This window comes from Gemmatimonas aurantiaca T-27 (genome assembly GCF_000010305.1).
Taxonomy (GTDB): Bacteria; Gemmatimonadota; Gemmatimonadetes; order Gemmatimonadales; family Gemmatimonadaceae; genus Gemmatimonas; species Gemmatimonas aurantiaca.
Window position 1 is genome coordinate 3,153,787 of the sequence record NC_012489.1, and the last position, 26,386, is coordinate 3,180,172.

Here is a 26,386-nt window from a genome sequence, read left to right on the forward strand (position 1 = left end):
CGGAGCCCGTCACGCAGATTGGATGTCCATGGAATCGCCTGACGTGTCGACGCCACTGGCTGACGATCGGATCGATCGACGCCCCCTCTCGTTCATCATCGGCGCGTGGGTGCTGTTCGCCATTCTGCAGGCGTCCAACTGGCTGCTGTCACCAGCCATATCCAGCCGCTATCCCTATCCCGAACGATTGATCGCCAGTGCGGCGTTCAATGCGTTGGTCTGGATCGCACTCACTCCGCCGGTGCTGCGATTTGCGGCCGCCGTGCACCGGCGCGAAGGCAGTCGAATCCGGCAGGCATTGCTGGTGATGGCGGTGGGCGCGGCGGTCAGTATCACCGCAGCCTTGTTGAGTGGCAGCGTGCACGCCCTCCTGTTGCCTGCTCCAGCCACCACTGCAGCAACGGTGGCGCCGACCGAAACGATACCGGCCGGCACGACAGCGAGCATTGCGCGCTTGTGGATGATGCTGCGTTGGCTCGCCCAGGAACTGGTCACGTTTCTCGTGGTCTTTCTCATCGGGTTTGCCAGTCAGGCCGCCGTCCGTCACCGAATGCAGGAACAGTTGGCGGTCTCCCTGCAGGCACGAGCCAGCACCCTGCAGGCCGAACAGGCCGAACTCCGGGCGCATGCGGCCGAACTGCAATCACAACTCAGCGAAGCGCGCCTGGCCATGCTGCGTGCACGCCTGAATCCGCACTTTCTCTTCAACACGCTCAACGCCATGTCGGCGCTCGCCGACAGCGACCCACGCGGTGTTCGCACCATGATCGCGCTGCTCAGCGACCTGCTGCGGCAGGCACTCACGGACTCGAATGAGCAGGAGATTCCACTGCGCCAGGAACTGCACCTGATTGGACGATATCTCGAGATCCTCGAGATCCGCTATCGGGATCAACTGCAGACCAAAGTGAGCGCGGGGCCGGAACTGCTCGACGCCCTGGTGCCGAATCTCATCCTGCAGCCACTGGTGGAAAATGCCATGAAACACGGCATCGAACCCGCGGGTGGACATGGGCACATCGACATCACGGTCACGCGCGAGCAGGAACAGCTACTGCTCACCGTGCGTAACACCGGCAGCCCGGAGCACCACACGATCGCCCCGGGTGGTCAGTCGACAGCAGGCTCCGGCCTTGGCCTCGAGCTCACGCGTGATCGATTGCTGGAGCACTATGGCGAAGCCGGCGGACTGGTGCTGCACCCACTCGATGGGGGCGGTATGATCGCCGAGATCGCGATTCCGTATCACACACGCGCGGAAACCCGAGCCGGTGTCTCTGATCCCGACACCCGCCGAGTGCCACATGCCTAGGCTGATCCGCGCGCTGATCGTCGACGATGAGCCGCTCGGACGACGTCGACTGCGCGACCTGCTCGCCGCATCACCAGACATCGAGATCGTTGGTGAAAGTGTCGACGGTACGGCCGCGATGGCGGACATCACGGCACTGGCTCCGGATCTGGTGTTTCTGGATATCCAGATGCCACGTGGCAGCGGTCTGGATGTCGTGCGTGCCATGGGCCCGGATCGAATGCCCATCACGATCTTTGTCACGGCGCATGATGCGTTTGCGCTGCAGGCATTCGATGCGGCCGCCGTGGACTATCTGCTCAAACCGTTCAGCGACGAGCGATTTGCCGATGCGCTGAAGCGGGCGCGTCGCCTCATCGCACTCGAGGACCGTGAGCAACTGCACGCGCAACTGCGCTCGCTGCTCGACATGCCGTCCCCACCGGCCGACAACCTGCCGGTGCCCAACGCACCAGCCTATCTGGAGCGCATCGCCGTGCAGATGCGCGGACGCATGCGCGTCGTGCCCGTTGGTCAGATCGACTACATCGTGGCCAACGAACCCTACGCGGAACTCCACGTCGGTACGGAGCGCTATCTCATTCGGGATTCACTGCAGCGGCTCGAAGAGCGGCTCGATCCGGCGCGGTTCATCCGTGTTCATCGCGCCACGATCGTTCGCATCGACGTTATCGATACGCTGTTGCGTGGCGAAGGCAGCGACTATCAGCTCGTCCTGCGCAATGGCGTGCGCCTGCGCGTGGGCCGATCCCGCCGCGAAGCCCTCGAGGCGCTGCTCGGACGGGTACGGGCACGGTAGCCCCGCCCGCAGCGGTCCCCATTGGTACGCACCGCCTCGCGGCCTATTCCGTCCGCACCGTCCATCGTAACCACGCAACACCCGTCGGCAGCGTCTCGACGGCCTGCAATACCAACGGCACCGGTGATTGTGACATGCCATCGAACACCGATGGCGCCCCGGCACGTCCGTCGACGACCGGAGCAATCAGCAGGCTGATTTCATCGACCAGACCACGCTCCAGCATGGCACGATTCACCTGACCGCCCCCTTCCAGCATCAGCGTCTTCACCGCAAAGTGCGCGGCCAGCTTTTCCAGCGCCAATGAAAAGTCGACGGCCAGTGCACCGGCCACAATGAAAGAAATGCCCTGCGCCTGCAGGGCCTGCAGATGTGACACATGCGCCAGACCGCTGACCACAACCACGAGGTGATCATCACCGATATCGTTCGACGCCCAGAGCAACTCTCCCCGCGTGTCCACCGCCACGGCATAACTCGCATGGTGTCCCGGCGCAACGTACAGGTCGCCCAGACCCGAGCCGGCGTTTCCCTCGTCTTCGCGGGCAGCGGTTCTGACGCCGGCCGCAAAGGCCTCCATGGTCACTCGACCACACATCCAGGCGTCGGCGTCGTACTGCGCATGAATGACTTCATACTCGCTCCGGTACGGCGCATCGGCCGGCCAATCCACTACATCGATACGACCGTCGATGGAGGAGACCATATGACAAATGACACGAGGGCGATTCATGCGCGGAAAGCAGTTGGAGTGATCAGCGATCGATGCGGGCTTCTGCAGCCGGTGAATACCGATGCCCGTGAATAGCGACATCCGCGGTGGCAGCATCCACCGCCGCGAGTTCTGCCACACTCAACACAATCTCGGCAGCACCCACGTTCTCGTCGAGCCGCGACGGCTTGGTCGTGCCGGGAATGGGGACAATCCACGGGGCGCGGGACATGACCCAGGCCAAGGCAAACTGCGCGGGCGTCACCTCCCGTGTCGCAGCGAGGCGTTTCACCACCTCGACCATCGCTTGGTTCGCCGTGCGGTTTGCTTCGCTGAAACGTGGCACGGAGTTTCGAAAGTCGTTCGCAGCAAACGCGGTCGAGGCATCGATCTGCCCGGTGAGGAAGCCCTTCCCCAACGGACTGAATGGCACGAAGCCGATGCCCAGTTCTGCCAGTGTGGGCAGAATGACAGCTTCCGGCTCTCGCCACCACAGCGAGTACTCACTCTGCAGCGCAGTCACCGGTTGCACTGCGTGCGCACGCCGGATGGTGTTCGCACCAGCCTCGGACAGACCAAAGTGCCGCACCTTGCCCTCGGCGATGAGATCACGCACCGTGCCCGCGACATCTTCGATAGGCACCTGCGGATCGACCCGATGCTGGTAGTACAGATCGATGGTGTCGATCCCGAGCCGCAGCAGCGAGTCGTCGGTCATGCGGCGAATGTGGTCGGGCCGACTGTTGAGCCCCACCTCGCGTCCGTCGTCGTCGAACATGAAGCCGAACTTCGTGGCAATGACCACCTGGTCACGATGCGGTGCGAGCGCCTCGCCAACCACACGCTCGTTGGCAAAGGGACCGTACACCTGCGCCGTATCGAAGAACGTCACGCCACGATCAACCGCGTGGCGAATGAGATCGATGGCTTGCGGGCGATCCGTCGCCGGACCGTATCCGAAACTGAGCCCCATGCAGCCGAGTCCCATGGCGGAGACTTCGAGGCCGTTGGTGCCGAGCGTACGTGTGTGCATTCTGGCGTCCCTGCGAGCTGGAGGAATGCACGGAATCAAGTCCTCCCAACCGCTCCGAGACATATGCTGGCCATTTCGTCGCTCGAAAGATATTCTTTCGAATGACAGATGAACTCGACAGCCTGACTGTGTTCATTGCCGTCGCCGAACAGCGCAGCCTGCGGGCGGCCGGTGACCGCCTCGGCGTGACCGGCTCGGCCGTGAGTCAGTCCCTGCGACGCCTGGAGGATCGCCTCGGCGTGGCGCTGGTTCAACGCACGACACGCAGCACACGACTCACCGAGGTGGGACAGCGCCTGTATGCCTCGGTGCGGCCTGCGCTGGAGGATGTGCGCAATGCGCTGACCGCCATCGGTGAAATGAGTGAAGAACCGCGTGGTCGGTTGCGGCTGTACGCCGGCGGTGCTGCCGACGGATTTTTGAGCGGCTCGGTGCTCGCGTCCTTCCTTTTTGCGCACCCGAATATTGAACTCGACATCACCGTGGGTGATGCGCCGGTGGATATCGTGGCGGGCGGGTTCGACGCCGGCATCCAATTGGGTGAGGTCATCGACCGCGACATGATCGCCGTACCGGTATCCGGTGATCTACGGCTCGTGGTGGTGGGCACGCCGTCCTATGTGGCGCAGCATGGCATGCCACAGCATCCGCGCGATCTCGCCAGTCACGCCTGCGTGAATTGGCACCCTTCACCGGATGCGCCGCCCTATCGATGGGAATTCACCGAGAACGAACGGGATTTCTCCGTGGCCGTACGTTCGCGGCTCCTCACCACGGACGGTACCATGCTGCTGCGCATGGTACGTGAAGGGGTGGGACTCGCGATGCTGTTCGACTTCCACGTCCAGGAGGACCTCGCACAAGGTCGGCTGGTGCCAATGCTGCAGGAATACTGCACGGCCTTTCCCGGGTTCTACCTGCACTACCCGCAAAAGCGACAGGCTTCCGCCGCATTGCGGGCGTTCATCGATCACCTGCGCGTGACCCGGCGATCAACCCGCAAGCGGCGACGCTGACCATCGCATCGTGTCGCGACGAATGCGCCTCCTGTAGCGGCGGTCACGGTGTGCCGGAGATGACCTCGGTCATGTGGCACTTCGGGCACATCACCACAGCACTGCTGCCATTCACCGCCAACCAGCGGTTCATCGACGAGGCCGTGAACGGATAGTCGCAGCTCCGACATTCGGCTTCCACACTCGTCATCTGTCGAGCGCCATTGCCACCGGCCGTACCACTGCGCGGGTCGGCATCGGACCAACGCACGTCGGAAATGCGGAACAGGTGGGCCATGAACGTGGTGCGGTGGCGGGACCGGGGAACCGATGGACAATCCTGATCATCAAGATATCAGACAACTCAGCCGACGGTGTCATCGGGGCCTGGCCTCCTGACACACTGGCCGACGTCGCGGGTATGGAACAGCATCCCCATGTGATACACGGAATACCGCCCGCTTCTGGAGTGTGCCGGATGCGCTATGTACTGGATCTGCAGGACGATGGCCCGGTCCTCCATTGCCAGGACGCCGAGCAGGCGGCGTGGCTTGGCTCGTTGTGGCTCACCGCGAAGCAGACCTGGGAGCGTCCATTTCTCGACCAGGTGGCCATGGGCATTCGCAATATGATCGGCCAGGCCCCCCCGCAAGTTCCGCGGGATATGCCCTGAGCGATCACGCGGACCACCAACAAACGATTCGTCGAACCATTGTCAGGTCAGGCGCCCGGTGTGCGCAGCGGCCCCACGTGTAGCCCTGACTCGCTTGTCAGGGAACGTCTTATTGGCGTGCCCCACAGGCCAATGCCATTCATGCCATGGCACACGGCACACCCTCGAATTCGTGTCCGACCGGACCTCACATCCAGTCGACCGAGTGCACCGTCGCGACGGGTGGAGCCAAGACGCCATCATCCAACGCACAGAGATGGGAGTTTCCATGCATGAGTTTCGTATGATGTCCTGTGGTATCCTCGTGGCGCTTGCCGCGTGCGGAGCCTCCGCTGACAACGCCGGTTCCGCAGCCGCCTCGGACGCGAGCCCCTCTGCCGCTGGTCAGGCGCTGGTGGACGACAGCACCTCCGTCCCCAACATCGTACGCGTGGCGGTGGGTTCACCGGACCACAGCACGCTGGTGGCAGCCCTCAAGGCAGCAAATCTGGTGGATCCGCTGGCCAATCCCGGTCCGTTCACGGTCTTTGCGCCGGTCAATGCGGCCTTCGACAAACTGCCTCCGGGAACGGTCGACAATCTGCTCAAGCCGGAGAACAAGAGTCAGCTCGTCGCCATTCTTCACCACCACGTCACGACATCGGCACTGGATGTCGAATCGCTGAGCGATGGCCAGGAACTCGGCATGGTGGCCGGCGGCGCCGAGAAGATCAGCAAGCGGGACGGCGCCACCTATATCGGCAGCGCAAAGATCGTGGCGTCGGTCCATGCGTCCAATGGCTGGGTGCATGTGGTGGACGGTGTCCTCGTGCCGCCGAAGTAAGCGTATCCGCGAATGCCCGATGGGGACACCAGGTGTTGCACGTCCGGCCCGCAGACGTGCAACACCATGAACGTCCCGACTCGCGTCAACGCAGGTCGAGTACGACCCGGCCTTCGATATCACCGGCGCGCATGCGTGCGAAAATATCGTTGACCTGCTCCAGCTTTCCGGTTTGCACCGTCGCATGGACTTTGCCTTCCCCGGCGAAGGCGAGCGCCTCCTGGAGATCCAGACGCGTGCCCACGATCGACCCACGGATCGTGATGCCGTTCAGCACCGTGTCGAAGATCGAGATCGGGAAATCACCAGGCGGCAGTCCATTGAGCGCGACGACCCCGCCTCGACGAACCATGCCCAGCGCCTGTTGAAAGGCCTTCGGGGAAACCGCCGTCACGAGCACGCCCCGCGCTCCACCAATTTCCTTGCGGATGCGGGCACCGGGATCCTCGTTCCGCGCATTGACCGTGAAGGTCGCCCCGAGGGTGGACGCCAGCGCCAGCTTGCGGTCGTCGATGTCGACTGCGGCGACGTTCAACCCCATCGCCTTGGCATACTGGACCGCCATGTGCCCCAATCCACCGATACCAGAGATGACCACCCAGTCGCCCGGCTTGGTGTCGGTCACCTTGAGCGCCTTGTAGACCGTCACACCGGCGCACAGCACCGGCGCGATCTCGACAAAGCCGACGTTGTCCGGCAAGACGCCCACGTAGTTGGCGTCGGCCACGACGTACTCGGCGAACCCGCCGTTGACGGAATAACCAGTGTTGTGCTGCTGCTCACACAGCGTTTCCCATCCTCCAAGACAGTGGACGCAGTGCCCACAAGCGCTGTAGAGCCACGGCACGCCCACCCGATCACCTTCGCGCAGATGAGTGACACCAGCACCAAGGGCGACAACATGTCCGACCCCTTCATGCCCGGGAATGAACGGCGGCGTGGGTTTGATGGGCCAATCGCCTTCGGCCGCATGCAGATCGGTATGACAGACACCGGACGCCGCGATCTTCACGAGAATCTGTCCACGTCCCACATCTGGCACGGGCGCTTCTTCGATGACCAGCGGCTCGCCAAAGGCGCGGACCACTGCCGCCTTCATGGTTTTTTGCATGATGTTTCACCCCACGTTGTTCTGTGATGGTCGAAAGAGGCGATCAAGCGAGTCTCGATCGCCGCACGGAGACGCGGGAGACGCCTCACGTGAGTCACGAGTCTCAGCTTACCGGCGGGGATGACAGGCCTCAGTCGGGAACATGCCCGACGATTTCCGGCTATTCCCGACGCCAATGGCATGGAAACCACCACACCCCACTACGGGCCAACGCCGATCGACAGCACTCCATCGCATTCACACGTTCCGGCCACGTGCCCATGGCACACGACATGGGACAAAAGCAAAAGCCCGCCACCGACCTAAGTCGTTGACGGGCTTCTAATTGCCCCTCCTGGGATCGAACCAGGAACCTTCTGATCCAGAGTCAGACGCTCTGCCAGTTGAGCTAAGGGGCAGCTGGCTTCCCGCACCAAAGAGGTGGGGGAGCCCACAAATATAGAGCGTACCCGACTGGATGGTAGTGGGGCAGGCAATCGGTCTCCAACGACCGGGCGGCCTACCCCGCGGTCTCCGCCCAGATCGGCAAAAGCTCCACGGTCAGCCGCCGGCCGAGCCCCATCGGCTCCCAGAGCACATGCTCCACGCAGATCTCCGGGCGCTCCGCGTCCGGCGTCCATCGCTCCACCAACTGCGAGTCGATGTCCACCAACCAGCATTCGACTCCAGCCCGCTGATAGCGTTGCCGTTTCAGCAGGCGATCGTTTCGCGCCGTGGTTGGCGACAACACCTCGACGACCAGCAATGGCGTGGGGGCAGGTACCTCACCCCGCATCACGTCCTGCCCTGTCGGCGGCAGCACGAGCACATCGGGCTGCACCAGGGTGCGCGCATCGAGAATCACATCGACGGGCGCAAACAATGTGAGCCCCACGCGATGCGCACGCACGACTTCGAACAGCGCGCGATAGACCGCCGCCACCACGGCTTGATGCGGGATCCGAGGCGCCGGTGTCACCAACAACTCCCCGTCCACCGCCTCATACCGGTTTCGCGGGTCTTCGGGCAGCGCCTGCACATCTTCGGCGCTCCAGCGACGTTCCTGAATGACAGGCATACCCATATTCTGCTCGGCCCTCGGCGCATTCCGCAACTCGGCGACATCATGCGCCAACATGCAAAAGGGGTGACGGATCACCGTCACCCCCGCTACGCCCGCATCATCAGAATGATGCTCAGCCCTTCTTCACTTCCTTGGCCCAACTGTCACGCAATCCAACGATCCGGTTGAACACCCGCTTTTCTGCGGTGCTCCCCTCCGGTTCGGCGTAGAAGTAGCCCACGCGCTCGAACTGATACCGCGAACCCACCGGGTCAGCGAGCACGCTGGGCTCCACCTTCGCATCGGCAATCACCACCAGCGAATCGGGGTTGAGCGTCGACAGGAAGTCCTGCCCCTCCGGCACATCGTCGGGATCGGCCTGCGAGAACAGGCGATCGTACAAGCGCACTTCGCACGACACGGCCTGCGCGGCGCTCACCCAGTGGATCGTGCCCTGCACCTTCCGACCATCAGGCGCCAAACCGCTGCGCGTGGCCGGATCGTACGTGCAACGCAGCTCGATCACTTCACCGGCCTCGTTCTTCACCACCTCGGTGCACGTGATGAGATAGCCAAATCGCAGACGCACCTCACGGCCCGGCGACAACCGATAGAACTTCTTCGGCGGGTCTTCCATGAAATCGTCGCGATCGACGTACAGCTCGCGCGAGAATGGGACCGTGCGACTCCCAGTCTTCGGCACGTCGTGCGGGTAATCCTGCGCCTCGAGCTCTTCCACCTGCCCTTCCGGGTAGTTGGTGAGCACGACCTTGAGCGGGTTGAGCACCCCCATGCGACGCGGCACTTCCATGTTCAGGTCGTTGCGCACCGCATGCTCGTACGTCGCGTATTCCACCCGCGCATCCTTGCGTGCCACACCGATCGTTTCGGCAAACGCACGAATGGCCTCCGGACGCACGCCACGCCGACGCAGCCCGGCAATCGTGGGCATGCGGGGGTCATCCCATCCACTCACATGCCCTTCGTTCACCAGACGCAGCAGCTTGCGCTTGCTGAGTACCGTGTAGTCGAGCTCGAGGCGTGCAAACTCGATCTGCGTAGGCGGATTCACGAATCCGGCTTCGTGTACCAGCCAGTCGTAGATCTCCCGCGCGTCCTTGAACTCCAGCGTGCACAACGAGCGCGTGATGCCTTCGATGGCATCACTCAACCCATGGGCGAAGTCATACAGCGGATAAATGCACCAGTCGTTGCCGCGACGATAATGATGCGCATGACGGATGCGCAGCAGCAGCGGATCACGCATGACCATGTTGACATGACCCATGTCGATCTTCGCGCGCAGGACCCGTGATCCATCGGGGAATTCACCCGCCTTCATCCGACGCAACAGATCGAGGTTTTCTTCCACCGAACGATCACGCCACGGACTCGGCGTGCCCGCCGATGTCACCGTGCCACGATTGGTGCGAATCTGCTCTTCGTTCTGATCGTCGACGTACGCCTTCCCCTTCTGCACGAGCTGTTCGGCGATCTCGTACAGCTTTTCGAAGTAGTCCGACGCGTAATACTCTCCATCCCACTGGAAACCCAGCCACTGCACGTCGCGCTTGATCGACTCCACATAGCGCACGTCTTCGGTGGCCGGGTTGGTGTCGTCGAAACGCAGGTTGCAGGTGCCGCCGAACTCGGTCGCGATGCCGAAGTTCAGACAGATCGACTTCGCATGCCCCATGTGCAGGAAGCCGTTCGGTTCGGGCGGAAAGCGCGTGGCCGGGCCCCGGCCGAAGCGGCCGGTCGCCACGTCATCCGCCACCATTTCGCGAATGAAGTCGCGACGTGGAGACGGTGTTGTATCGGAGAGCACGGAATCGGACACAGATGTACGGGTAAGGAGGACCCTCAATCTAACCAGGCGGGGTATACATCAGTGTGGTCCGTGGCGCGTCCAGTGAGCCGCTCCGTCAGGGACCCGGTCCCGATACCTGCCCTCGACATCCCCAGTCCTCATATTCCCCGATTGTGCTTCGTTCCGTTGTGACGTCCAGGCGTGCGGTCCCCGTCCTTGCGATGCTGCTCCTGCCCCTCGGATTCGGCTGTCGCGCCGCCGTGTTGGGGGCCGGTGCGGATGCCGCGGCGGCGCGTGCACACCTCGACGGCGTCACCTCGGCTTTCGAGGCCCGATTCACCAACGTCACGCGCACGCCCAAGTTTGCCCACGCCCGCATGCGGCTTGGCCGCTATGCGTTTTCGCCGTCCAAGCTGGTCAACGACACGGCCCTCTGGACGACCATGCAGTCGACCACGCGGGGCGCCGATCGGGAGCTCTCCGTGCAGGCGCTCACGGCAGGCAATGAGTATCGGTTCGATGCCCGCACCAATACCGCGTCGCCTTCGCAACTCGGTGAACAGCACCATCAGATCCGCCTGACGCAGCAGGGTGAAGCAGACTGGCTGTGGCACACCACCGTCCAGCATCACGTGGGCACCATGCCGCCGCGCGCATTGAACGGCATCGTACGCGGACTGCTGATATCCGCCGAACGGCCAGCGACAGTGCTGCGCACCGACTACCGCACCACGATGCCGCGCACGACGGCCGCGTTTGGCCGGGTGGTTTCCCTCGACTCCATCGCCACCACCGCGCAGAGCGATGGGTCCACGCTGGTCAGTCTGCAGTTCCGGGTGGACGCCAATCGCATCAAGGAGACGTTTCCCGCCTACGCGAAGTTCCTGCGCAAATACGTGGAGTCGTCGAAGTGGCGCTATCGCCTCACCGATCGCAGCGGCGCGGAGTGGTTCGACGTGCAGTCAGCCAACAAGCTGGTGACGATGCGGTTTCGCGCTCACGACGGACGACTGCAACCCATCCTCGGTGCCGCGCGTGCAATGCCCGACACATTGCAGATCACCGTCGATGCCCTCGCCAAGTTTGGCCTGTTCACCGTAGGCGCGACCAATGTGCGGGGGGAGTTCATCCACATCGACACCCCGCAGGAACGGGCCTGGCAACTGCGCTTCACGCAAGAACCGGAGTGGCACCTGCCGTTGATCAGTGAGCGGCTGATGCGTTCGCCGCTCAAGTACCTGTTCGCGGGTCAGGGCGTGATGTTCAAGCTGGGTTTTCGCACGGGGCCGAATGGCCAGACGCTCAGCGAACGTGTGCTCGACATCCCCGTGCGGGAGAGCGCCATCATGCGATTCCTCGGCAATCTGGGCTTCACCGCGATGAGTGATTTTGCCGGCGCCGTAGAGGAAGAGGAAAATCGCTTCCTGGCCGAGACGTTCCGGGCAATGCGGGCCGACCTGGCCGCGTTGCCGGTCATGCCCTGAGCGAAACCGGCCAGCCGGGAATACCGGGCAAGGCTTCAGAGGGGGCGGGGGACAAAAGTGAGCCCCCGCACCGCTTTTCAGCAGCCGGGGGCTCTCAGATGTGCCGCGCTCGCCGTCATTGGAACTCTCCGTCCTACCGATCGGCGGCGGGCTCAGCGTCTTCATACACTGGACGATGCAGCAGGTTCCTGCGTCACACCAGCGTCGGATCTGTCACGATCCGATTTCGAATTGATACACGGGTTCCCACGAAGGGTTCCCGAAAGTGGAGCTGAGGGGGCTCGAACCCCTGACCTCTGCAATGCGAATGCAGCGCTCTCCCAGCTGAGCTACAGCCCCAAGTTGTGTTGACCCGACAAAAATGGCCCCGCTCCGGTAGCGCGGGGCCGATCGGGTAACGAACGGGAAGCTAGCCGCCATCCCCTTGCTGTCAAGCCACATGAACCGTTCTGGCCCGTGCCGCAGGCCCTGGTGCAGCCCGCTCTCCTCTCCTTTGCCCTCCTGCTTCCAGGCGCAATCCGCCAGACTTCACCCGTGCCCCGTCTCCCAACACACGCCCTCTCCGACGACTACGTCCGCGACCAGCTCGTGCCGCGTACGGTCGACCTGAACGGCAAGACCTATCGGCCAGACGGCGAGTATGTGCTGTACTGGATGCAATCGACGCATCGCCTCGACGACAACTGGGGACTGCGGGCCGCCATTCGCACGGCCGACCGCCTGAAGCTGCCGGTGGTGGTGCACCAGGGACTCGACCCAACCTACCCCCACGCGTCGGCGCGGCATCACACATTCATCCTGCAGGGAGCGCGGGATACCGCGCGTCAGGCGGAGGCGTTGGGCATCCACTACCAGTTCGTGCTGCGCCCACAGCGCACCGACGATGCCCGCGTCGTGGACCGACTCGCAGCCCGCGCGTATGTGGTGTTCACCGATCTCTTTCCAACGGCCGGTGTGCGGGAACGGGTGGCACGCTTCGCCCAGCGCGTGACATGCCGCGTGTTGGCGGTGGACAGTGTGTGCACGGTGCCCAGTGGTCTGTTCGAAAAGGCCGAATACGCCGCGCGCACCATTCGCCCGAAACTCGCGCGCCTGTTGGCCCATGCGATCGAGCCGGTCGAGGATCACACACCTCGCAGCGACGTGTCGACATCACTCGCCACGTCGCTGCGCGCCACGGTAGCCGAAGGCGGCGGACTCGTGCCGCTCGACATCGCGCAGATGGATGACGCGGCCATCGCACGCACCGTGGCGGGGTGTGCAATCGATCACGACGTGTGCGCGGTGCCGATGCCCGGCGGCAGCAGCGCCGCGAATGCCCGATGGACCCGCTTCCTGGAGCATGGGCTTCCGCAGTATGACGAACGCCGCAACGAAGCCAGCGATGGTGAAGGCACGTCCCGCCTGTCGCCTTACCTGCACTTCGGACAGATCTCATCGGCGCGCGTGGTACGCGAGGCACAACAGGCCGGCGTTGGTGCGGCCAATCTCGATGCGTTTGTCCAGCAGATCACCACATGGCGCGAGCTGTCGTACAACTGGTGTGTGCGCACCCCCGCCTTCGACCAGCTCTCGGCGCTACCGGCATGGGTGCAGCGCACCATGCAGGAGCACGTGAACGACCCGCGCCCGGAACTGTACACACGCGATCAACTCGAACGCGCGCAGACGGGTGATCGGCTCTGGAATGCCGCACAGACGGAGCTCGTGCAGGAAGGCATCATCCACAACTATCCACGCATGTTGTGGGGCAAGACCGTGCTGCTGTGGACACGCGACTACGAAGACGCCCGCACGTGGCTGTTCCACCTCAACGACAAGTACGCGCTCGACGGGCGGGACGCGAACAGCGTGGGCGGCATCATGTGGTGCCTCGGGCTGTGGGACCGTCCCTGGGGGAATCGTCCGGTGTGGGGTGGCTTGCGTCCGATGGCCACGGCACGCGCGAAGACCAAGTTCGATGTGGAAGGGTACATTGCGCGCGTACACGCCGACCACGACTCGCCACCACGCCTGCTCTGAAGATCGGCGACTTTTCAACTCCGGTGACATATGCCCACGCTTGATCCTGCCATCGTTCCCAGTGTCGACGCCGTGCGCGAGGCCGCGACACATGTGCGCACCTTCATGCCGCCGAGTCGCCTCGAGCGCAGTGATGCACTGTCGACGGAGACGGGGGTCGATGTGTGGCTCAAGTTGGAGCTGGAGAACCCCACAGGCTCCTTCAAGGTGCGTGGCGCCTACAATGTGCTGGCCGGTTTGTCGGCCGCAGAGCGACGAGCCGGTGTCGTCGCGTCGAGCGCCGGCAACCACGGGCTCGGCGTTGCCTACGCGGCCAAGGCGTTCGACACACCAGCCATGTTGTACGTGCCGCGGACGGCCCCGCAGGTGAAGAAGGATGGCATTCGCATGCTGGGCGCCGTGGTGAACGATGAAGCGCTCGACTACGACGCGGCCATGGTGCTCGCCAAAGCCCACGCCGTGCAGCAAGGCATTCGGTTCATCAATCCCTGTCTGGGCCTCGACCTGCTGGCCGGACAGGGGACCGTGGCCTTGGAAGTACTGGAGCAGTTGCCATCCGCGAAGACCGTGCTGATCTGCACCGGCGGTGGTGGGCTGCTGGGCGGCATGGGGGCCGTCCTGCGCGCGCTCGCCCCGCACGTACGCATCATTGGTGTGCAAAGCGAAGAGACCGCCGCCATGACCAAATCGGTGCACGCCGGACATGTCGTGGACTCACCCGTCACACCCACCTTGGCGGATGGACTGGCCGGGCAGATCGATGCGGACGCGTTGCACATCGGTCAGCAGTGTGCCGATGACATGGTGCTGGTTACAGAGGCGGAACTGGGCGAGACCATCGCCTGGCTCCATCGCACGCTGGACCTCAAGGTCGAAGGCGCAGGCGCCGTGACGGTGGCGGCGCTGCGTCACGGCCGCGTGGCATCGCTCGAAGGACCGGTGGTGGCGGTGGTGAGTGGGCGCAACATCGACGATTCCCGCCTCGGTGCGCTGTTGGCGACCTATTGATCGACCGGGCTGAAATGACAACCGGCGGAGCGCCCTGAAGGCACTCCGCCGGTGTGAAAATGTTCACGTGCTGAGGATGCGTCAGCGCAGCGAGCTTTCGTCGCTCCGCATGGGCATCGCGCGTGGCCGATCCATGGGCATGACACGCCCCTGCTCGAGGTCTCGGGTGATGTGCATCGGCACCTCACGATCGCCCATGCCGGACACGCGGGCCTGGCGAGCCGCAGCACTGCGCGACTCCCCTCCCTCTCGTCCGATGGCGGCCATGTGCGCACGATCTCGGCTGACGGTCACCCCGCCCTTTCGACCTGCTTCACGCGCTTCGTCAGAAGACCATTCATGTGCAGTACCCTTTTCATGGGCAGCGCGCCCACCCTTACTGGCAATCTCACGCTGGCGATTAGGGTCCATCGACGCAAAACCACGTCGGCTCTTTCCGGTCATACGCCCCCCGGCCGTCCGGAAGTCCTTGATGAGTGCGACGAGCTGTTGGTGAGCGGGTCCGTCAACGGACCCGTTACAGCGACAGCACACCGCGCGAAACTGGCATACCCTACTGCAAGGGGCGGGCCGCGCATGTGTCCGGTTTGGCAACACGTCACAATCCTTCTCCCTCTGCGCTGAGACGTCGTCCGTTACCATGGCGGCACCCGCGTCAAAACGGCGGCTCACTGAGGTGATGGAATTTCCGTTGACCGGTTCATATCCGGTCTATATTCGGAGCCATGCCGCTTCTCGTTCGATTCCTTGGTACCGCTGCCTCCCGTCCTACGGTCGAGCGCGGTGTGAGCGCGATTTCTCTCACCCGGGAGGGAGAGACGCTGCTCTTCGATTGCGGCGAGGGGACACAGCGTCAAATGATGCGGTACGGGGTCTCCTTTGCCCTGAGCGATGTGTTTTTCACCCATGTGCATTCCGATCACCTGTTGGGGATTACCGGACTGCTCCGTACCATGGCTTTGCAAGGGCGAACTGAGCCGTTACGCCTGTGGACACCTCGCAGCACGGCAAAAACGTTGCGCCAGTGCATCAACATTGGTGGCGAGCGTACCACGTTTCCTGTCGAGATCTGTGAGCTAGAAGCGGGCTCGAGCGTTAAACGGGGTGAGGACTATCGCATCGACACGTTTGCCGTTGATCACCGCGGCACGGCGTCGTTGGGCTACGCGATCGTGGAAGAAGAACGACGTGGCCGTTTCAATCCGGATCTCGCGCGGGAGTTGGGTATTCCCGAGGGCCCGTTGTGGGGCCGCATTCACCGGGGCGAGCCGATTATGCTCGACGACGGGCGTGTGATCGAATCATCGGTGCTGGTGGGGGAACGCCGACGCGGCCGACGCATTGTCATCACGGGCGACACACGCCCCTGCGATGGCACACTGGCCGCGGCCCAGGATGCGGACCTGTTGATTCACGAGTCCACGTTCGCCGACGAAGAAGGTGCGCGGGCGCAGGAGACCGGGCATTCCACCGCGCGGGAAGCGGCCGAGATTGCTCTCAAGGCTGGTGTCCGACGCCTCGTGCTCACGCACATCTCCGCGCGGTATTCGCGCGACACCCGCGACCTCGAGCAGGAAGCGCGTTCCGTGTTTCCGAATACGCTCATTGCCCGCGATGGCACGGAAATCGAGCTCGCGCTGACCGAAGAATTGGCGGACACACCGTCGTAGGGAGACGGCCGCGGGGAACTTCCCCGCGGCGCCGTAGGGCTGCGTGTTGATCGCGTGTTGCGCTGACAGAACGTCTTCATCAGCACCACACGAGGAGCACGCATGACACAGCCATCTCCCCTCGCGTCGACGCCGGTTCGGCGTCCGCATTGTCCCACCATTCTTCGCGCCACACGTCGCTCTTCGATGTGGACACTGCTGGCCGGCCTCTTCGTCGGAGCCTGTGGCACGGATGGCAGTGAACTGACATCACCCACCGACGGCGATGGCTCCACCAGTGGCACGGGCACCACGTTCGCCGTGGCCAGTCCAAGCTGCAGTGAAGAGGCGAAGCTCACGAATGCCTACACGGTGGCGTCGGCGATGGCGAAGAACACCGTCGATCATGAAGTCACGAGCGACTACACCATCGATGGTGTGACCGCGACGACGATCGCGTTGAGCGGTACGACGGCCACCATCACCGGCAATGGCGCCTCGATCAGCGGCAACACGGTCACCATCGGTGCAGCGGGCACCTATCGTCTGAGTGGCACCATGACCGATGGTCAGGTGTTTGTGAGTACGGCGGACACGGGCCTCGTGCGTCTGGTGCTCGACGGAGCATCCATCACACGCAGCACCGACACACCGTTGTATGTGTCGAGGGCGAAACGTGCAGCCATCGTGCTGGTGAACGGCACCACCAATACGCTGCAGGACGGCACATCGTATCCGACAGGCGCCGAGCAGAACGCGCCGCTTTACAGCAAGGTGAATCTGTCCATCGGCGGTGAAGGCGCGCTCACGGTGACCGGCAAGATCGCGCATGGCATTCATTCGAAGGACGGCCTCGTGATCCGCTCGGGGCGCGTCACGGTCACGGCCGCCGAAGACGGCATCCGCGGCAAAGACTATCTCGTGGTCCGCGGCGGCACGATCGGTGTGACCGCCGGTGGGGATGCGCTCAAGTCCAACGAGGATGGTGATGCGGCCCTGGGGTATGTGCTCATCGCGGGTGGCACACTCACGCTGACGGCAGGCAACGATGCCGTGCAGGCCGAGACAGATCTGCTCATGACCGGTGGCACCATCACCGCCGTAACACGCGGTGGCAGCTCCACGGTCATTCCCGACACGCTGTCGGCCAAGGGACTCAAGGCCGGCGTGATGTTCGTGGCGGATGGTGGCACGGCCACGCTCAACACGGCCGATGATGGACTGCACTCCAATGCCAACCTCGTGGTGAATGGTGGCACCTTCACCATCAGCACCGGCGACGATGGGGTGCACGCCGACTCCGCCGTGACAATCAATGGCGGCAGTATCGACGTCACGAAGAGTTATGAAGGCATCGAAGCCGGCACGGCCGACATGACCTTCAACGGAGGTCGCGTGCGAGTGGTCGCCAGTGACGACGGGATCAATCTCTCAGGTGATGGCGACGGCGCGCGCGGCACGGGCAACTATACCATTCGCATCAATGGCGGCCGCATCACCAGTCTGTCAGGTGGCGATGGCATCGACTCCAATTCGGCCATCGCCATGACCGGTGGTTGCCTGCTGGTGGCCGGCCCTCAAAGTGGCGCCAATCCCGCCATCGACTACGATCGCACGTTTGTCATGACTGGTGGGTTCCTCGTGGGCACCGGCAGCACCAACATGGCGCAGGCACCGGGCACAGCATCCACCCAACCGTCCATCCAGTTCACCTTCGGTTCGACGCGCACGGCCGGTGGCATCCTGCACATCCAGACAAGCGCCGGCGTGTCGGTGCTCGATCTCGCGCCGGTGAAAGGCTATCAGTCGCTGGTGGTCTCTTCACCGCTGCTCACCGTGGGTGGCAGCTACAAGCTGTACTCGGGAGGCACCGAGTCGGGCACGGCGGTGGACGGCCTCTACACCGGTGGTCAGTATACGCTGGGCACCCTGGTGCAGACCTTTACGCTGGCGGGCGTCACCAACCGCATCACCGTGCCCTGAGCAGCGCAGACCGTCGCAGGTGAAGGACCAATGTCCTTGAAAGGCCATCGGGCTTGCCGGAGAAATCCAGCAAGCCCGATGGCCTTTCTGATCAGCGCCCCGATCGCCAGATCAGCGACGCACCACCAGACCGATACCGGCGAAGTAGTCGCGGGTACGCTGTGAGGCGGGACCAACACCGGCACGCACGTCGAGCTGCAGATCCGGATTGAACAGGAACGTGACACCCGCGTTCACGTAACGGCTGATGGTGCCCGAGCCGTCCTGCGGCGCGAAGCCGAAGGTTTCGGCATACGCACCAACCCGATCGGTGAGCGCCGCACCCAATGAGGCGCTGGCCGCGATTTCCGTGTAGCTGCGCACGCCGTCGAACGGACGACCGATGTTCAGTTGCTCGAGAAGCCGAGGCGATCGCTTAGGGTCCAGGCGCCGAGCAACTTCACTTCAGGCTGTGCACGGGACACGCGGAAGGCATCGCTGCCCGTGGGGACGGTCGTGTGCGCAATGACCGAGAACGTCGGGCGCCATGAGGGCTCATCCGGACCTTCGGTCACGTTGTACTTGATGCCGATCGCGCCGTCTTCCAGTCCGCTGTTCACCGTGCCGGCCACACGTTCCTGCACCCAGGAGTTGCCCGAAACGCGCAGTTCGAGGCGGGGCGTAAGGCCGGCGCGCACGAGCACTTCACCGACCGCGTTGACGCGCGCTTCGCCTTCACGCGAGGTGGTCTGTCCCGCCTCGACCTGCACATGGCGGGGCGCGATGGTGCTCGCGCGCTCCGTGAAATCGGGACGATCAGACACGAGGGCGTCGCGGGTGCCCATCGAGGCGCAGGCGGAACTGCTCACAACTACCAATGCGAGGAATGCACGAAACAGCATGGAAACTCCGAAACGAATGGGGTGGCACGACTGCCACATCGCAGTTGTACGTCTTGCCCCCCTGTTTCGGCGCTTCGGCCCATTCACTTTAATGGAACGTCACACCACCGGCACACCTGTCATACCCGACGCTGGAACTAAGAACAAGGTCGTATCAGGTCTCGCCCTCCGCGCGGGCTTCCGCCTGCCGCTCTTCGAGCCGGCGGCGGCGGCGCGCCTGGGCGGCGTCGTACCGCCGGAGCTGCTCTTCGCCTTCCGGGCTGACCAGGGATACCGGAACCGGTCTCCCATTGCGATCGATGGCCACGAACGTGAGGTAGCAGGTGTTGGTATGGCGGCGTGCGCCGGAGATCAGATCCTCGGCCTCCACCCGCACCCCCACCTCCATGGACGTGTTGCCCACGAAGTTCACCGACGCCTTGCAGGTGACCAGATCGCCCACGTGAATGGGCTCCCGAAAATCGACGCGATCGATGGACGCCGTCACACACGCGGTGCGCGAATGCCGGAATGCCGCCACCGCGGCGGCCTTGTCCACCATGGCCATGATGGCACCGCCGAATGCATGGCCGAGGATGTTGGCGTCGTGCGGCATGATCAATTCACTGGTCTCATGCTGCGACGCGGCCACCGGCCGCACGGCACGTTCGATTGCAGGACGTTCACTCATGGGGCAACGGGATTGGAGGTCACACGATGAGACGTGAGACGCCAACGTGACGGCGCCTCCGGTACGGAACGGGGAGCAGTCCCGCGATAGCGGGCCCGTTGCACCATGCCATCCAACGCGGTGGATACATCGAAGGCGCGGGCCAACGCGGCACGCGAAGCACTATCGAGTGGCGGCGATTCCAGCGCGATGAGCTGATAGGCCGGTGCGCCCACCGTGGCCACGGGCCACTCGTGCTGTCCTCCCACACCGCTGCGTGAGGAGAGGACCAGAGCGAGTGCGTCGCCATCAGGTGACGGACGCGCCGCAATGCGATAGCTGGAGCGGTCCCAGCGCACGATGGACGAATCGGCGCTCCACTCCGGCAACGTGGTCTTGACCGGCTTCCACCATACCGGAGGACTCACGCCGATAGCCGGCAGATGCAACGCCAACGCCTCTCCATCCAGTCCACGACCCGGCACCATGAACGCCACCGCCGGTTCGCGTGCGAGATCGGTGATGCCAAACGAGGTGGAGTCGAACGTGAACGTGTCGAGCGTTTCCATCGCGATGGCCGCCCGATCATCGCCCCCGTTGCCCGCCGTGCGGATCGAATCGATCAACTGCGTGAGTGACGCGCGGGCGCGGGCCGCCACCCCAGCCGACTCCTTGGGGCCCAGGAGATCGCCAAGGCTCATGACGCGCCCCGATCGCACGTCGACCACGTAGCGCCGGCCGGTGTGAATGTGTTCGGGCCCCCCATCGATGTCGACGTTGAGTAGATGCTCGAACGTGAGATACGGACCGTGTACATCGAGAATCTCGATGTCGTCTTGCACCACAGTCTGTGGATCGTCGACGACATCTTCGTCAGTGGGGTCGATCTCGGTCTGCTGCGGATGCCGACGACGCCAGTCCGTGAGTTCACGAAGCACCGTGCTGTCGGCGAACAGCAGCGTGCTGTCTCGGGCCTGCAGTGAGCGAGCCCACAGCCGTGCGGTGGCAAACGACGCGTCCGGATACTCCGCACCGTCGTCGCCGATGAAGATCTCGAACAGACGGCCGTCGACCTGCGTGAGCAGAATGGGAGCACTGCGTACGCGCATCCCTTCACCACCGCTGCGAACCCAATAGGTGGAATCGCCGGCGGCGAACAGAAACTCCGCCGCTGGCAACGCCTGGCGCAGTTCTCCAGGAGCGTCACAGGCCGTGCCCCAGACCGCCATCGCCAGCGCCGAAGCCTTGACCCGGAGGTGTCGTGTCATGCGTTGTGAAAGGCCAGGCATTCAGGCCGCTCCGCGGGCCACGGTCTTCACGCCGTCGAGGAGACGGGCAATCTCCTCTTCCGTTGTGTAGCAGGCGCACCCCACACGCACAAACCCCTCCTCGGCAAACCCCAGCTTACGCGCCACCGTCGTAGCATAGAAGTCACCATGCGACACATACGATCCCGTGGCCACCAACGCGCGGGCCACCTCTTCGCTGGCCAGTCCGTTCACCCGGAACGACAGGGTGGCCGTGCGGGGCGTTCCCGGCGGCGGTCCATAGAGTGTCACGCCGTCGACGCGCTGCAAGCCTTCCCAGAGCTGCACGAACAACGCGTCCCCGCGCGATTGCAGTTCCGTCATCACCCGTGCGAGACGGGCACGACGACTGAAGGCCATGGTGTCCCCCGGCACGAGCCCGGTGAGGAATTCCACCGCCGCGGCCGCGCCGGCGATGCCTTCGTGATTCTGCGTGCCCGTTTCGAGACGCTCCGGCACCCAATCCGGTGCCGGCTCGAGACGCGGCAGATCCAGCGCGGCCGTGGCCTCGGTGCGGCCGTACACCACACCCACATGCGGTCCGTAAAACTTGTAGGCACTGCACAGCACAAAGTCAGCGCCCATCGCCTGCACATCGACCAAGTGATGCGGCGCGAAATGCACAGCATCCACCACCGTGATGGCGCCGGCAGCGCGTGCCTTGGCCACAATGCCCGCCACATCGCTCACCGTACCGAGGATGTTCGAGGCAGCGCCCACGGCGACCACTTTGGTGCGCGGCGACAGCAGTCGCTCAAGCGCGCCCTCCTCGTGGCGGAACGTCTTCAGGTCGAGCGGCAACCAACGCAGCACCACCCCACGCTCCCGGGCGAGTGCCTGCCAGGGGGCGATGTTCGCGTGATGATCGAGCTCGGTGACAATGATCTCATCGCCTTCACGCAACCCACGCCCGATGGCGCGGGCAATGTGGAAGAGCAACGTGGTCATGTTTGCCCCGAACGCGATCTGATCGGTCGTGGCGCCCAGGAAATCCGCCAGAATGGCTCGCGAGCGCAGCAGGATCGCATCCGTCTCGACACTGGTCGGATAGGCCCAATGCGTATTCGCATTGTGGCGCAGCAGGTACTCGCTCATGGCATTGACGACCGACAGCGGCACCTGTGTGCCACCGGGCCCGTCAAAATACGCCACGGCCTGTGAGCCTTCCCAGCGCTGCAAGGCCGGGAATTGCGCACGGATGTCGCTCACGGATGCGACCGACACGGCCTCTCCGGATGATTCGGTGGTGCTCATGACGGTTTTGTCGTGCGATCGCCGCGTCCACCGATGGTCGTATCCGCCAGGCGTTCGACCACCTGCACGGCTTCGACATGATCGGCTTCTTCGCCGAGTTCGCGATGGGCCTGACGGAACAGTTCCGCCGTGAGTTGGAGGAGCGGTGCAACGATCTTCTGCTCGCGTGCGATGTCCGCCGCGATGCCCACGTCCTTGTCGAGCAGCGCCAGACGGAACGTGCGGGGGAAGGCGCGCGTGAGGACCCGCTCCGGAAACAGGTTCATGCTGGCATTGGAGCGACCGCTTGATGTGTTGATCACGTCGAGCGCGATGTCACTGCGCACCCCGGCCTTTTCGAGAGCGGCCAGCCCTTCGGCCGTGCCCCAGATGTGCATGGCCAGCAGTGCGTTGTTCACGGCTTTCAAGGCATCACCGGCGCCGATCGCCCCACAGTGCACGATGCGTTTGCCGAAACACTCGATGACTGGGCGCACCTGCGTCAGCACCCCTTCATCCCCCCCGACCATCACGGTCAACGCTCCCTGCTCGGCGCCGCTCACCCCACCGGACACCGGAGCATCGAGAAAGCCGACGCCACGTTCGGCCAACCGCGCGGCCATGCGACGGGACGTTGCCGGGTCGCCCGAGGTGCAATCGACGAGCACGGCGCCTGGAGCCAGGGTGGCCAGCAGGCCATCCGGGCCGTCGAGCAGACTCTCCACATCCGACGAGACCGGGAGGCAGGTCACAACCACGTCACGATCGCGTGCGGCATCGGCGGGGGTCGTGGCCACCCGCACATGCCCCTGCACGCTTGGTTGCGCGGCAAACTCCGTGGCGCGGGTCGCCGTGCGATTCCAGATCACGAGATCGTGCTCAGGACGCGCGAGGTGCCGGGCCATGGGCGTTCCGATGGCTCCCAATCCGAGAAAGGCAACGCGAGGCATGCAGCGAGTCGAGGACAGTGTGCGAAGGAGTGCGCCGCCAGCAATGCGTATCTGGCAGTTGAGCGGCGTCTCCACTTCGTGGAGATTGTTTAAGATGCCACGCTATCGCGCTCACGTGGAGATCAACGGCCTCCTCTCGGTACACGCCGTGCGGGCCGTTTGGACCGCCCTGACGGCCGTGCCGGGGATTCTCACCGCCGAGGTGTCCATGACCGGGGCGGTCCTGGACCTGGAGAGGCCGATCGATCGGGAGGCCTTGGCCACGGCATTGGCGGCCGCCGGGGTGGAGCTCCGAAGCGTGCGGCAGGAACGCGGTACGTTGCCGCTCATGCCGGATGGCTCCTAGCGGCACATATGCCGGGCGGGACTCGCTTTGCGCCCCGCATGGGCGGTACTAACTTGCCCGCCAGACCGCCGCCCCTTCGCCGATGACGCCACGCGCCAACGAAGACCGGCCGCTTGCGGCGCTGATCGCTCCGGACCTGCTCGAACTTCTCGAAGAGCACCCGGAAAGCATCGGACCGCAAACGGAGGAAATGCATCCGGCCGACCTCGCCGACGTAGCCGAGGCACTGCCGGAGGATCAGGTGCGCGCGTTCCTCGCGGCGCTCCCGAGAGAGCGTGCGGCCGAGGTCATGGAGTACCTCAACGAGGACCTGCGTACACAGGTCCTCGAGGCACTGTCAGCGCAGGAAGCGGCCGAGATCGTCGCCGAGATGACCCCCGACGAGCGCGCCGATGCGCTCGAGGAGCTCGACGAGGAGACGGCAGACGAGATCCTGCAGGAACTCGAGCCGGAAGACAAAGCCGCCACCGAGCGCCTGCTCCAGTACGACCCCTATACCGCCGGTGGTCTGATGACCACCGAATTTGTGTCGGTGGAGGAGACGCTGACGGTGGAGGAATCGCTGCGCGCCGTCCGGGCCATGGCCCGGGCAGGTCGCCGCGAAGCGATGTACACCATCTACACCACCGATCTGAACGGCCGTTTGCGCGGTGTGCTCTCGTTGCGTGAACTGCTGGCGGCACCAGAAGGCTCACGCATCAGCGAACACGCGTGGACCGATGTGGTGAGTGTGGCCCCCGACACCGCGCAGGAAGCCGTGTCGCAGCTCACGTCGAACTACGACCTCGTGGCCGTGCCCGTGGTCGACCTGGACCATCGTCTGCTGGGCGTGGTCACCGTCGACGACGTCATCGATGTCATTCAGGAAGAGCAGACCGAGGACGCACAGAAGTTTGGCGGCATGGAAGCGCTCGAAGAGCCCTACATGCAGATCAGCCTCTGGCAGAACGTGCGCAAGCGCGCCGGCTGGCTGTCCGTGCTTGCCATCAGCGAGATGTTCACAGCCTCGGCGATGGCGCACTACCAGACCGATATCGACCGCGCCACGATGCTCGCGCAGTTCGTGCCGCTCATCATCAGCTCGGGTGGCAACTCCGGCTCGCAGGCCACGTCACTGATCATCCGCGCCATGGCGCTGGGTGAAGTGCATCTGCGCGACTGGTGGCGCATTGTGCTGCGTGAGTTGCCGGCCGGTCTGGCGCTGGGTGTCATTCTGGGACTGCTCGCGGTGGGACGCATTCTCACGTGGCAGGAGCTGGGGTTGTACGACTACGGAGCACACCACCTGCTGATCGCGCTGACTGTGGGCGTGTCGCTGGTGGGCATCGTGGCGTTCGGATCACTCACCGGATCGATGCTGCCATTCATCCTGCGACGCCTCGGCTTTGACCCGGCCAGTGCCTCGGCCCCCTTCGTCGCCACGCTGGTGGATGTCGCAGGTATCAGCATCTACTTCAGCGTTGCCTACATGGTGCTGAGCGGCACGTTGCTGTGAGTGGGGTGGCCGAGCGGGTCGACGTGCCGGAAGCGCGTGGGGGACACGACCGTGAGGCGCACCAACGTGAGGCACATGACCGTGCGTCGCGACTGAAGGGCACGCTCGCGGTGATCGTGAGCGCCTGCTGCTTCGGTTCGATTTCTCCGCTCACGGTCATCGCCACCGGACAGGGCATGGCGTTGGAGAGCGTGCAAACGTGGCGCTATCTGACCACGGCGACGCTGCTGGTCCTGTGGGGCCTGATACGGCGTGATACGCCAGCACCCGCGTCGACCGACGTCTGGCAGTCCTCGTCGGCAATGGTGCCGTGGTATGCCCCACGCATCCTGTTTCAGGCGGGCGTCGGACAGGCCTCGGTGGCCACGTTGGCCTTGCTGGCGTTGCGGTGGCTGCCAGCGGCCACGGCCTCGTTCCTCTTCTACACGTATCCAGCGTGGGTGGCCGTTTTTGCGGCCGTGCGCGGTACCGATCATCTCGATCGCACGCGGGTGATCGCCCTGGTGCTCTCGTTGCTGGGCCTGGGCGCCATGGTCGGAGCACCCAGCGCCGAGTCGCTGGCTCCGATGGGGGTGATGGTCATTCTGGCCGCAGCGATCGTTTACGCGCTGTACATCCCGCTGCTGGCGAGACTGCAAACCGGCCGTGATCCGCTCGACGTGGCACGGGCGATCGCCGTCGGTGGATCGGTGTGTTTTCTCACGTGGTCGCTATCGAGCGGCGCGTTCCTGTCGATGCCGACGCCGGTGGGGCTCTTCGCCAGTGTGACCCAGGGCGTCATCTCAGCGGGAGCATTCCTGGGATTTTTGCTGGGGCTGCGTCTGCTCGGCTCGGTGCGCACGGCGATCACGTCGACGGTGGAGCCGTTTTGGACCACACTGCTGGGTATTACCCTGCTTGGTCAGGGGGTGGGCATCGGCACGGTCGTGGGCGGCATCGCGATCATGGGGGCCGTGCTATTGTTGCAGCGTCCACCGGCCCTGCCCCGCGTTCCAGAGTAGCATCGTCAATCGTCCAGTAGGACAGCCTCATTACGAGGCATCAGGTATTTCTCCGAGTCATCGATTCC

At 64.1% G+C, this 26,386-nt stretch carries 26 protein-coding genes and 2 tRNA genes; 13 read left to right on the top strand and 15 right to left on the bottom strand.

Translation table 11 applies throughout. From position 1 onward, the window contains the following. Nucleotides 1–28: 28 nt before the first annotated feature. On the top strand, nt 29–1,312 hold the full coding sequence (locus tag GAU_RS21070) for a sensor histidine kinase (RefSeq protein WP_169307691.1): 1,284 nt from the start codon (nt 29–31) through the stop codon (nt 1,310–1,312). Next, nucleotides 1,305–2,111, top strand: a complete 807-nt coding sequence (locus tag GAU_RS13770; RefSeq protein WP_015894492.1) for a LytR/AlgR family response regulator transcription factor — start codon at nt 1,305–1,307, stop codon at nt 2,109–2,111. Before GAU_RS21070 ends, GAU_RS13770 begins: the two co-directional genes overlap by 8 nt. A 43-nt stretch (nt 2,112–2,154) precedes the next feature. On the opposite strand, the gene GAU_RS13775 is transcribed toward GAU_RS13770, so the two are convergent. Both GAU_RS13775 and GAU_RS13780 read right to left on the bottom strand, forming a co-directional pair. After that, entirely contained in the window at nt 2,155–2,844 is a 690-nt protein-coding gene (locus tag GAU_RS13775; protein ID WP_015894493.1) for a dihydrofolate reductase family protein, read from the bottom strand. Between the two features lie 22 nt (nt 2,845–2,866). Beyond that, nucleotides 2,867–3,856: an aldo/keto reductase gene (locus tag GAU_RS13780; protein WP_015894494.1), complete on the bottom strand. Its 990-nt coding sequence runs from the start codon at nt 3,854–3,856 to the stop codon at nt 2,867–2,869. Nucleotides 3,857–3,957: 101 nt separating this feature from the next. Here GAU_RS13780 and GAU_RS13785 point away from each other — a divergent pair, with 101 nt between their 5' ends. Beyond that, nucleotides 3,958–4,872 carry a LysR family transcriptional regulator gene (locus GAU_RS13785; RefSeq protein ID WP_015894495.1) on the top strand — a complete coding sequence of 305 codons (915 nt, stop codon included), beginning with the start codon at nt 3,958–3,960 and terminating at the stop codon, nt 4,870–4,872. A 43-nt stretch (nt 4,873–4,915) separates the two neighbouring features. On the opposite strand, the gene GAU_RS13790 is transcribed toward GAU_RS13785, so the two are convergent. After that, nucleotides 4,916–5,149, bottom strand: coding sequence for a hypothetical protein (locus GAU_RS13790; protein ID WP_015894496.1), 234 nt, complete (start codon nt 5,147–5,149; stop codon nt 4,916–4,918). A gap of 180 nt (nt 5,150–5,329) precedes the next feature. Here GAU_RS13790 and GAU_RS13795 point away from each other — a divergent pair, with 180 nt between their 5' ends. Both GAU_RS13795 and GAU_RS13800 read left to right on the top strand, forming a co-directional pair. Beyond that, entirely contained in the window at nt 5,330–5,524 is a 195-nt protein-coding gene (locus GAU_RS13795; RefSeq protein ID WP_015894497.1) for a hypothetical protein, read from the top strand. Nucleotides 5,525–5,792: 268 nt separating this feature from the next. After that, entirely contained in the window at nt 5,793–6,347 is a 555-nt protein-coding gene (locus tag GAU_RS13800; RefSeq protein WP_156799038.1) for a fasciclin domain-containing protein, read from the top strand. A gap of 85 nt (nt 6,348–6,432) precedes the next feature. Here GAU_RS13800 and adhP read toward each other — a convergent pair whose 3' ends face one another. The 4 genes from adhP to GAU_RS13820 form a co-directional block, all read right to left on the bottom strand. Next, a complete protein-coding gene (gene adhP, locus GAU_RS13805) occupies nt 6,433–7,458 on the bottom strand; it encodes an alcohol dehydrogenase AdhP (RefSeq protein WP_015894499.1) in 1,026 nt (341 codons plus the stop codon). Nucleotides 7,459–7,783: 325 nt separating this feature from the next. Next, nucleotides 7,784–7,856 (bottom strand) — tRNA-Gln (locus GAU_RS13810). A 101-nt stretch (nt 7,857–7,957) separates the two neighbouring features. Next, nucleotides 7,958–8,515, bottom strand: a complete 558-nt coding sequence (locus tag GAU_RS13815; RefSeq protein ID WP_015894500.1) for a Uma2 family endonuclease — start codon at nt 8,513–8,515, stop codon at nt 7,958–7,960. A 118-nt stretch (nt 8,516–8,633) separates the two neighbouring features. Next, a complete protein-coding gene (locus tag GAU_RS13820; protein WP_015894501.1) occupies nt 8,634–10,340 on the bottom strand; it encodes a glutamine--tRNA ligase/YqeY domain fusion protein in 1,707 nt (568 codons plus the stop codon). A 191-nt stretch (nt 10,341–10,531) separates the two neighbouring features. Between GAU_RS13820 and GAU_RS13825 the strand changes: the two genes are divergently transcribed. Then, the gene (locus GAU_RS13825; protein ID WP_015894502.1) at nt 10,532–11,794 is read left to right on the top strand and encodes a hypothetical protein; all 1,263 of its coding nucleotides are present in this window, start codon (nt 10,532–10,534) and stop codon (nt 11,792–11,794) included. Nucleotides 11,795–12,060: 266 nt separating this feature from the next. On the opposite strand, the gene GAU_RS13830 is transcribed toward GAU_RS13825, so the two are convergent. Continuing rightward, nucleotides 12,061–12,133, bottom strand: a tRNA-Ala gene (locus GAU_RS13830). Nucleotides 12,134–12,328: 195 nt separating this feature from the next. On the opposite strand from GAU_RS13830, the gene GAU_RS13835 reads away from it, so the two are divergent. Then, on the top strand, nt 12,329–13,816 hold the full coding sequence (locus tag GAU_RS13835) for a deoxyribodipyrimidine photo-lyase (protein ID WP_015894503.1): 1,488 nt from the start codon (nt 12,329–12,331) through the stop codon (nt 13,814–13,816). A gap of 30 nt (nt 13,817–13,846) precedes the next feature. After that, nucleotides 13,847–14,824 carry a threonine ammonia-lyase gene (locus GAU_RS13840; RefSeq protein ID WP_015894504.1) on the top strand — a complete coding sequence of 326 codons (978 nt, stop codon included), beginning with the start codon at nt 13,847–13,849 and terminating at the stop codon, nt 14,822–14,824. Nucleotides 14,825–14,905: 81 nt separating this feature from the next. Here the strand turns inward: GAU_RS13840 and GAU_RS22910 are convergent, their stop codons facing one another. Continuing rightward, the gene (locus tag GAU_RS22910; protein ID WP_083765653.1) at nt 14,906–15,268 is read right to left on the bottom strand and encodes a KGG domain-containing protein; all 363 of its coding nucleotides are present in this window, start codon (nt 15,266–15,268) and stop codon (nt 14,906–14,908) included. Nucleotides 15,269–15,549: 281 nt separating this feature from the next. Between GAU_RS22910 and rnz the strand changes: the two genes are divergently transcribed. Next, complete coding sequence (gene rnz / locus GAU_RS13850; RefSeq protein WP_015894506.1) at nt 15,550–16,494, top strand: ribonuclease Z; 945 nt, start codon at nt 15,550–15,552, stop codon at nt 16,492–16,494. A 102-nt stretch (nt 16,495–16,596) separates the two neighbouring features. Next, a complete protein-coding gene (locus GAU_RS13855; RefSeq protein ID WP_015894507.1) occupies nt 16,597–18,456 on the top strand; it encodes a carbohydrate-binding domain-containing protein in 1,860 nt (619 codons plus the stop codon). 111 nt (nt 18,457–18,567) lie between these two features. Here GAU_RS13855 and GAU_RS22825 read toward each other — a convergent pair whose 3' ends face one another. From GAU_RS22825 to GAU_RS13885, 6 genes are all read right to left on the bottom strand, one after another. Beyond that, on the bottom strand, nt 18,568–18,819 hold the full coding sequence (locus GAU_RS22825; protein WP_015894508.1) for a transporter: 252 nt from the start codon (nt 18,817–18,819) through the stop codon (nt 18,568–18,570). A 23-nt stretch (nt 18,820–18,842) separates the two neighbouring features. Beyond that, nucleotides 18,843–19,337 carry a transporter gene (locus GAU_RS22830; protein WP_041265539.1) on the bottom strand — a complete coding sequence of 165 codons (495 nt, stop codon included), beginning with the start codon at nt 19,335–19,337 and terminating at the stop codon, nt 18,843–18,845. A 154-nt stretch (nt 19,338–19,491) separates the two neighbouring features. Beyond that, complete coding sequence (locus tag GAU_RS13870; RefSeq protein ID WP_015894510.1) at nt 19,492–20,007, bottom strand: acyl-CoA thioesterase; 516 nt, start codon at nt 20,005–20,007, stop codon at nt 19,492–19,494. Continuing rightward, entirely contained in the window at nt 20,004–21,254 is a 1,251-nt protein-coding gene (locus GAU_RS13875; RefSeq protein WP_041265540.1) for a hypothetical protein, read from the bottom strand. Before GAU_RS13875 ends, GAU_RS13870 begins: the two co-directional genes overlap by 4 nt. Nucleotides 21,255–21,275: 21 nt before the next feature. Continuing rightward, entirely contained in the window at nt 21,276–22,547 is a 1,272-nt protein-coding gene (locus tag GAU_RS13880) for a cysteine desulfurase-like protein (RefSeq protein WP_052574461.1), read from the bottom strand. Beyond that, a complete protein-coding gene (locus tag GAU_RS13885) occupies nt 22,544–23,476 on the bottom strand; it encodes an NAD(P)-dependent oxidoreductase (RefSeq protein WP_015894513.1) in 933 nt (310 codons plus the stop codon). Before GAU_RS13885 ends, GAU_RS13880 begins: the two co-directional genes overlap by 4 nt. Nucleotides 23,477–23,570: 94 nt before the next feature. On the opposite strand from GAU_RS13885, the gene GAU_RS13890 reads away from it, so the two are divergent. The 3 genes from GAU_RS13890 (at nt 23,571) to GAU_RS13900 (ending at nt 26,318) form a co-directional block, all read left to right on the top strand. After that, nucleotides 23,571–23,822 carry a hypothetical protein gene (locus GAU_RS13890; RefSeq protein WP_015894514.1) on the top strand — a complete coding sequence of 84 codons (252 nt, stop codon included), beginning with the start codon at nt 23,571–23,573 and terminating at the stop codon, nt 23,820–23,822. A gap of 82 nt (nt 23,823–23,904) precedes the next feature. Beyond that, nucleotides 23,905–25,317, top strand: coding sequence for a magnesium transporter (gene mgtE, locus GAU_RS13895; protein WP_015894515.1), 1,413 nt, complete (start codon nt 23,905–23,907; stop codon nt 25,315–25,317). Beyond that, nucleotides 25,314–26,318: a DMT family transporter gene (locus tag GAU_RS13900; protein WP_041265542.1), complete on the top strand. Its 1,005-nt coding sequence runs from the start codon at nt 25,314–25,316 to the stop codon at nt 26,316–26,318. Before mgtE ends, GAU_RS13900 begins: the two co-directional genes overlap by 4 nt. Nucleotides 26,319–26,386 lie beyond the last annotated feature (68 nt).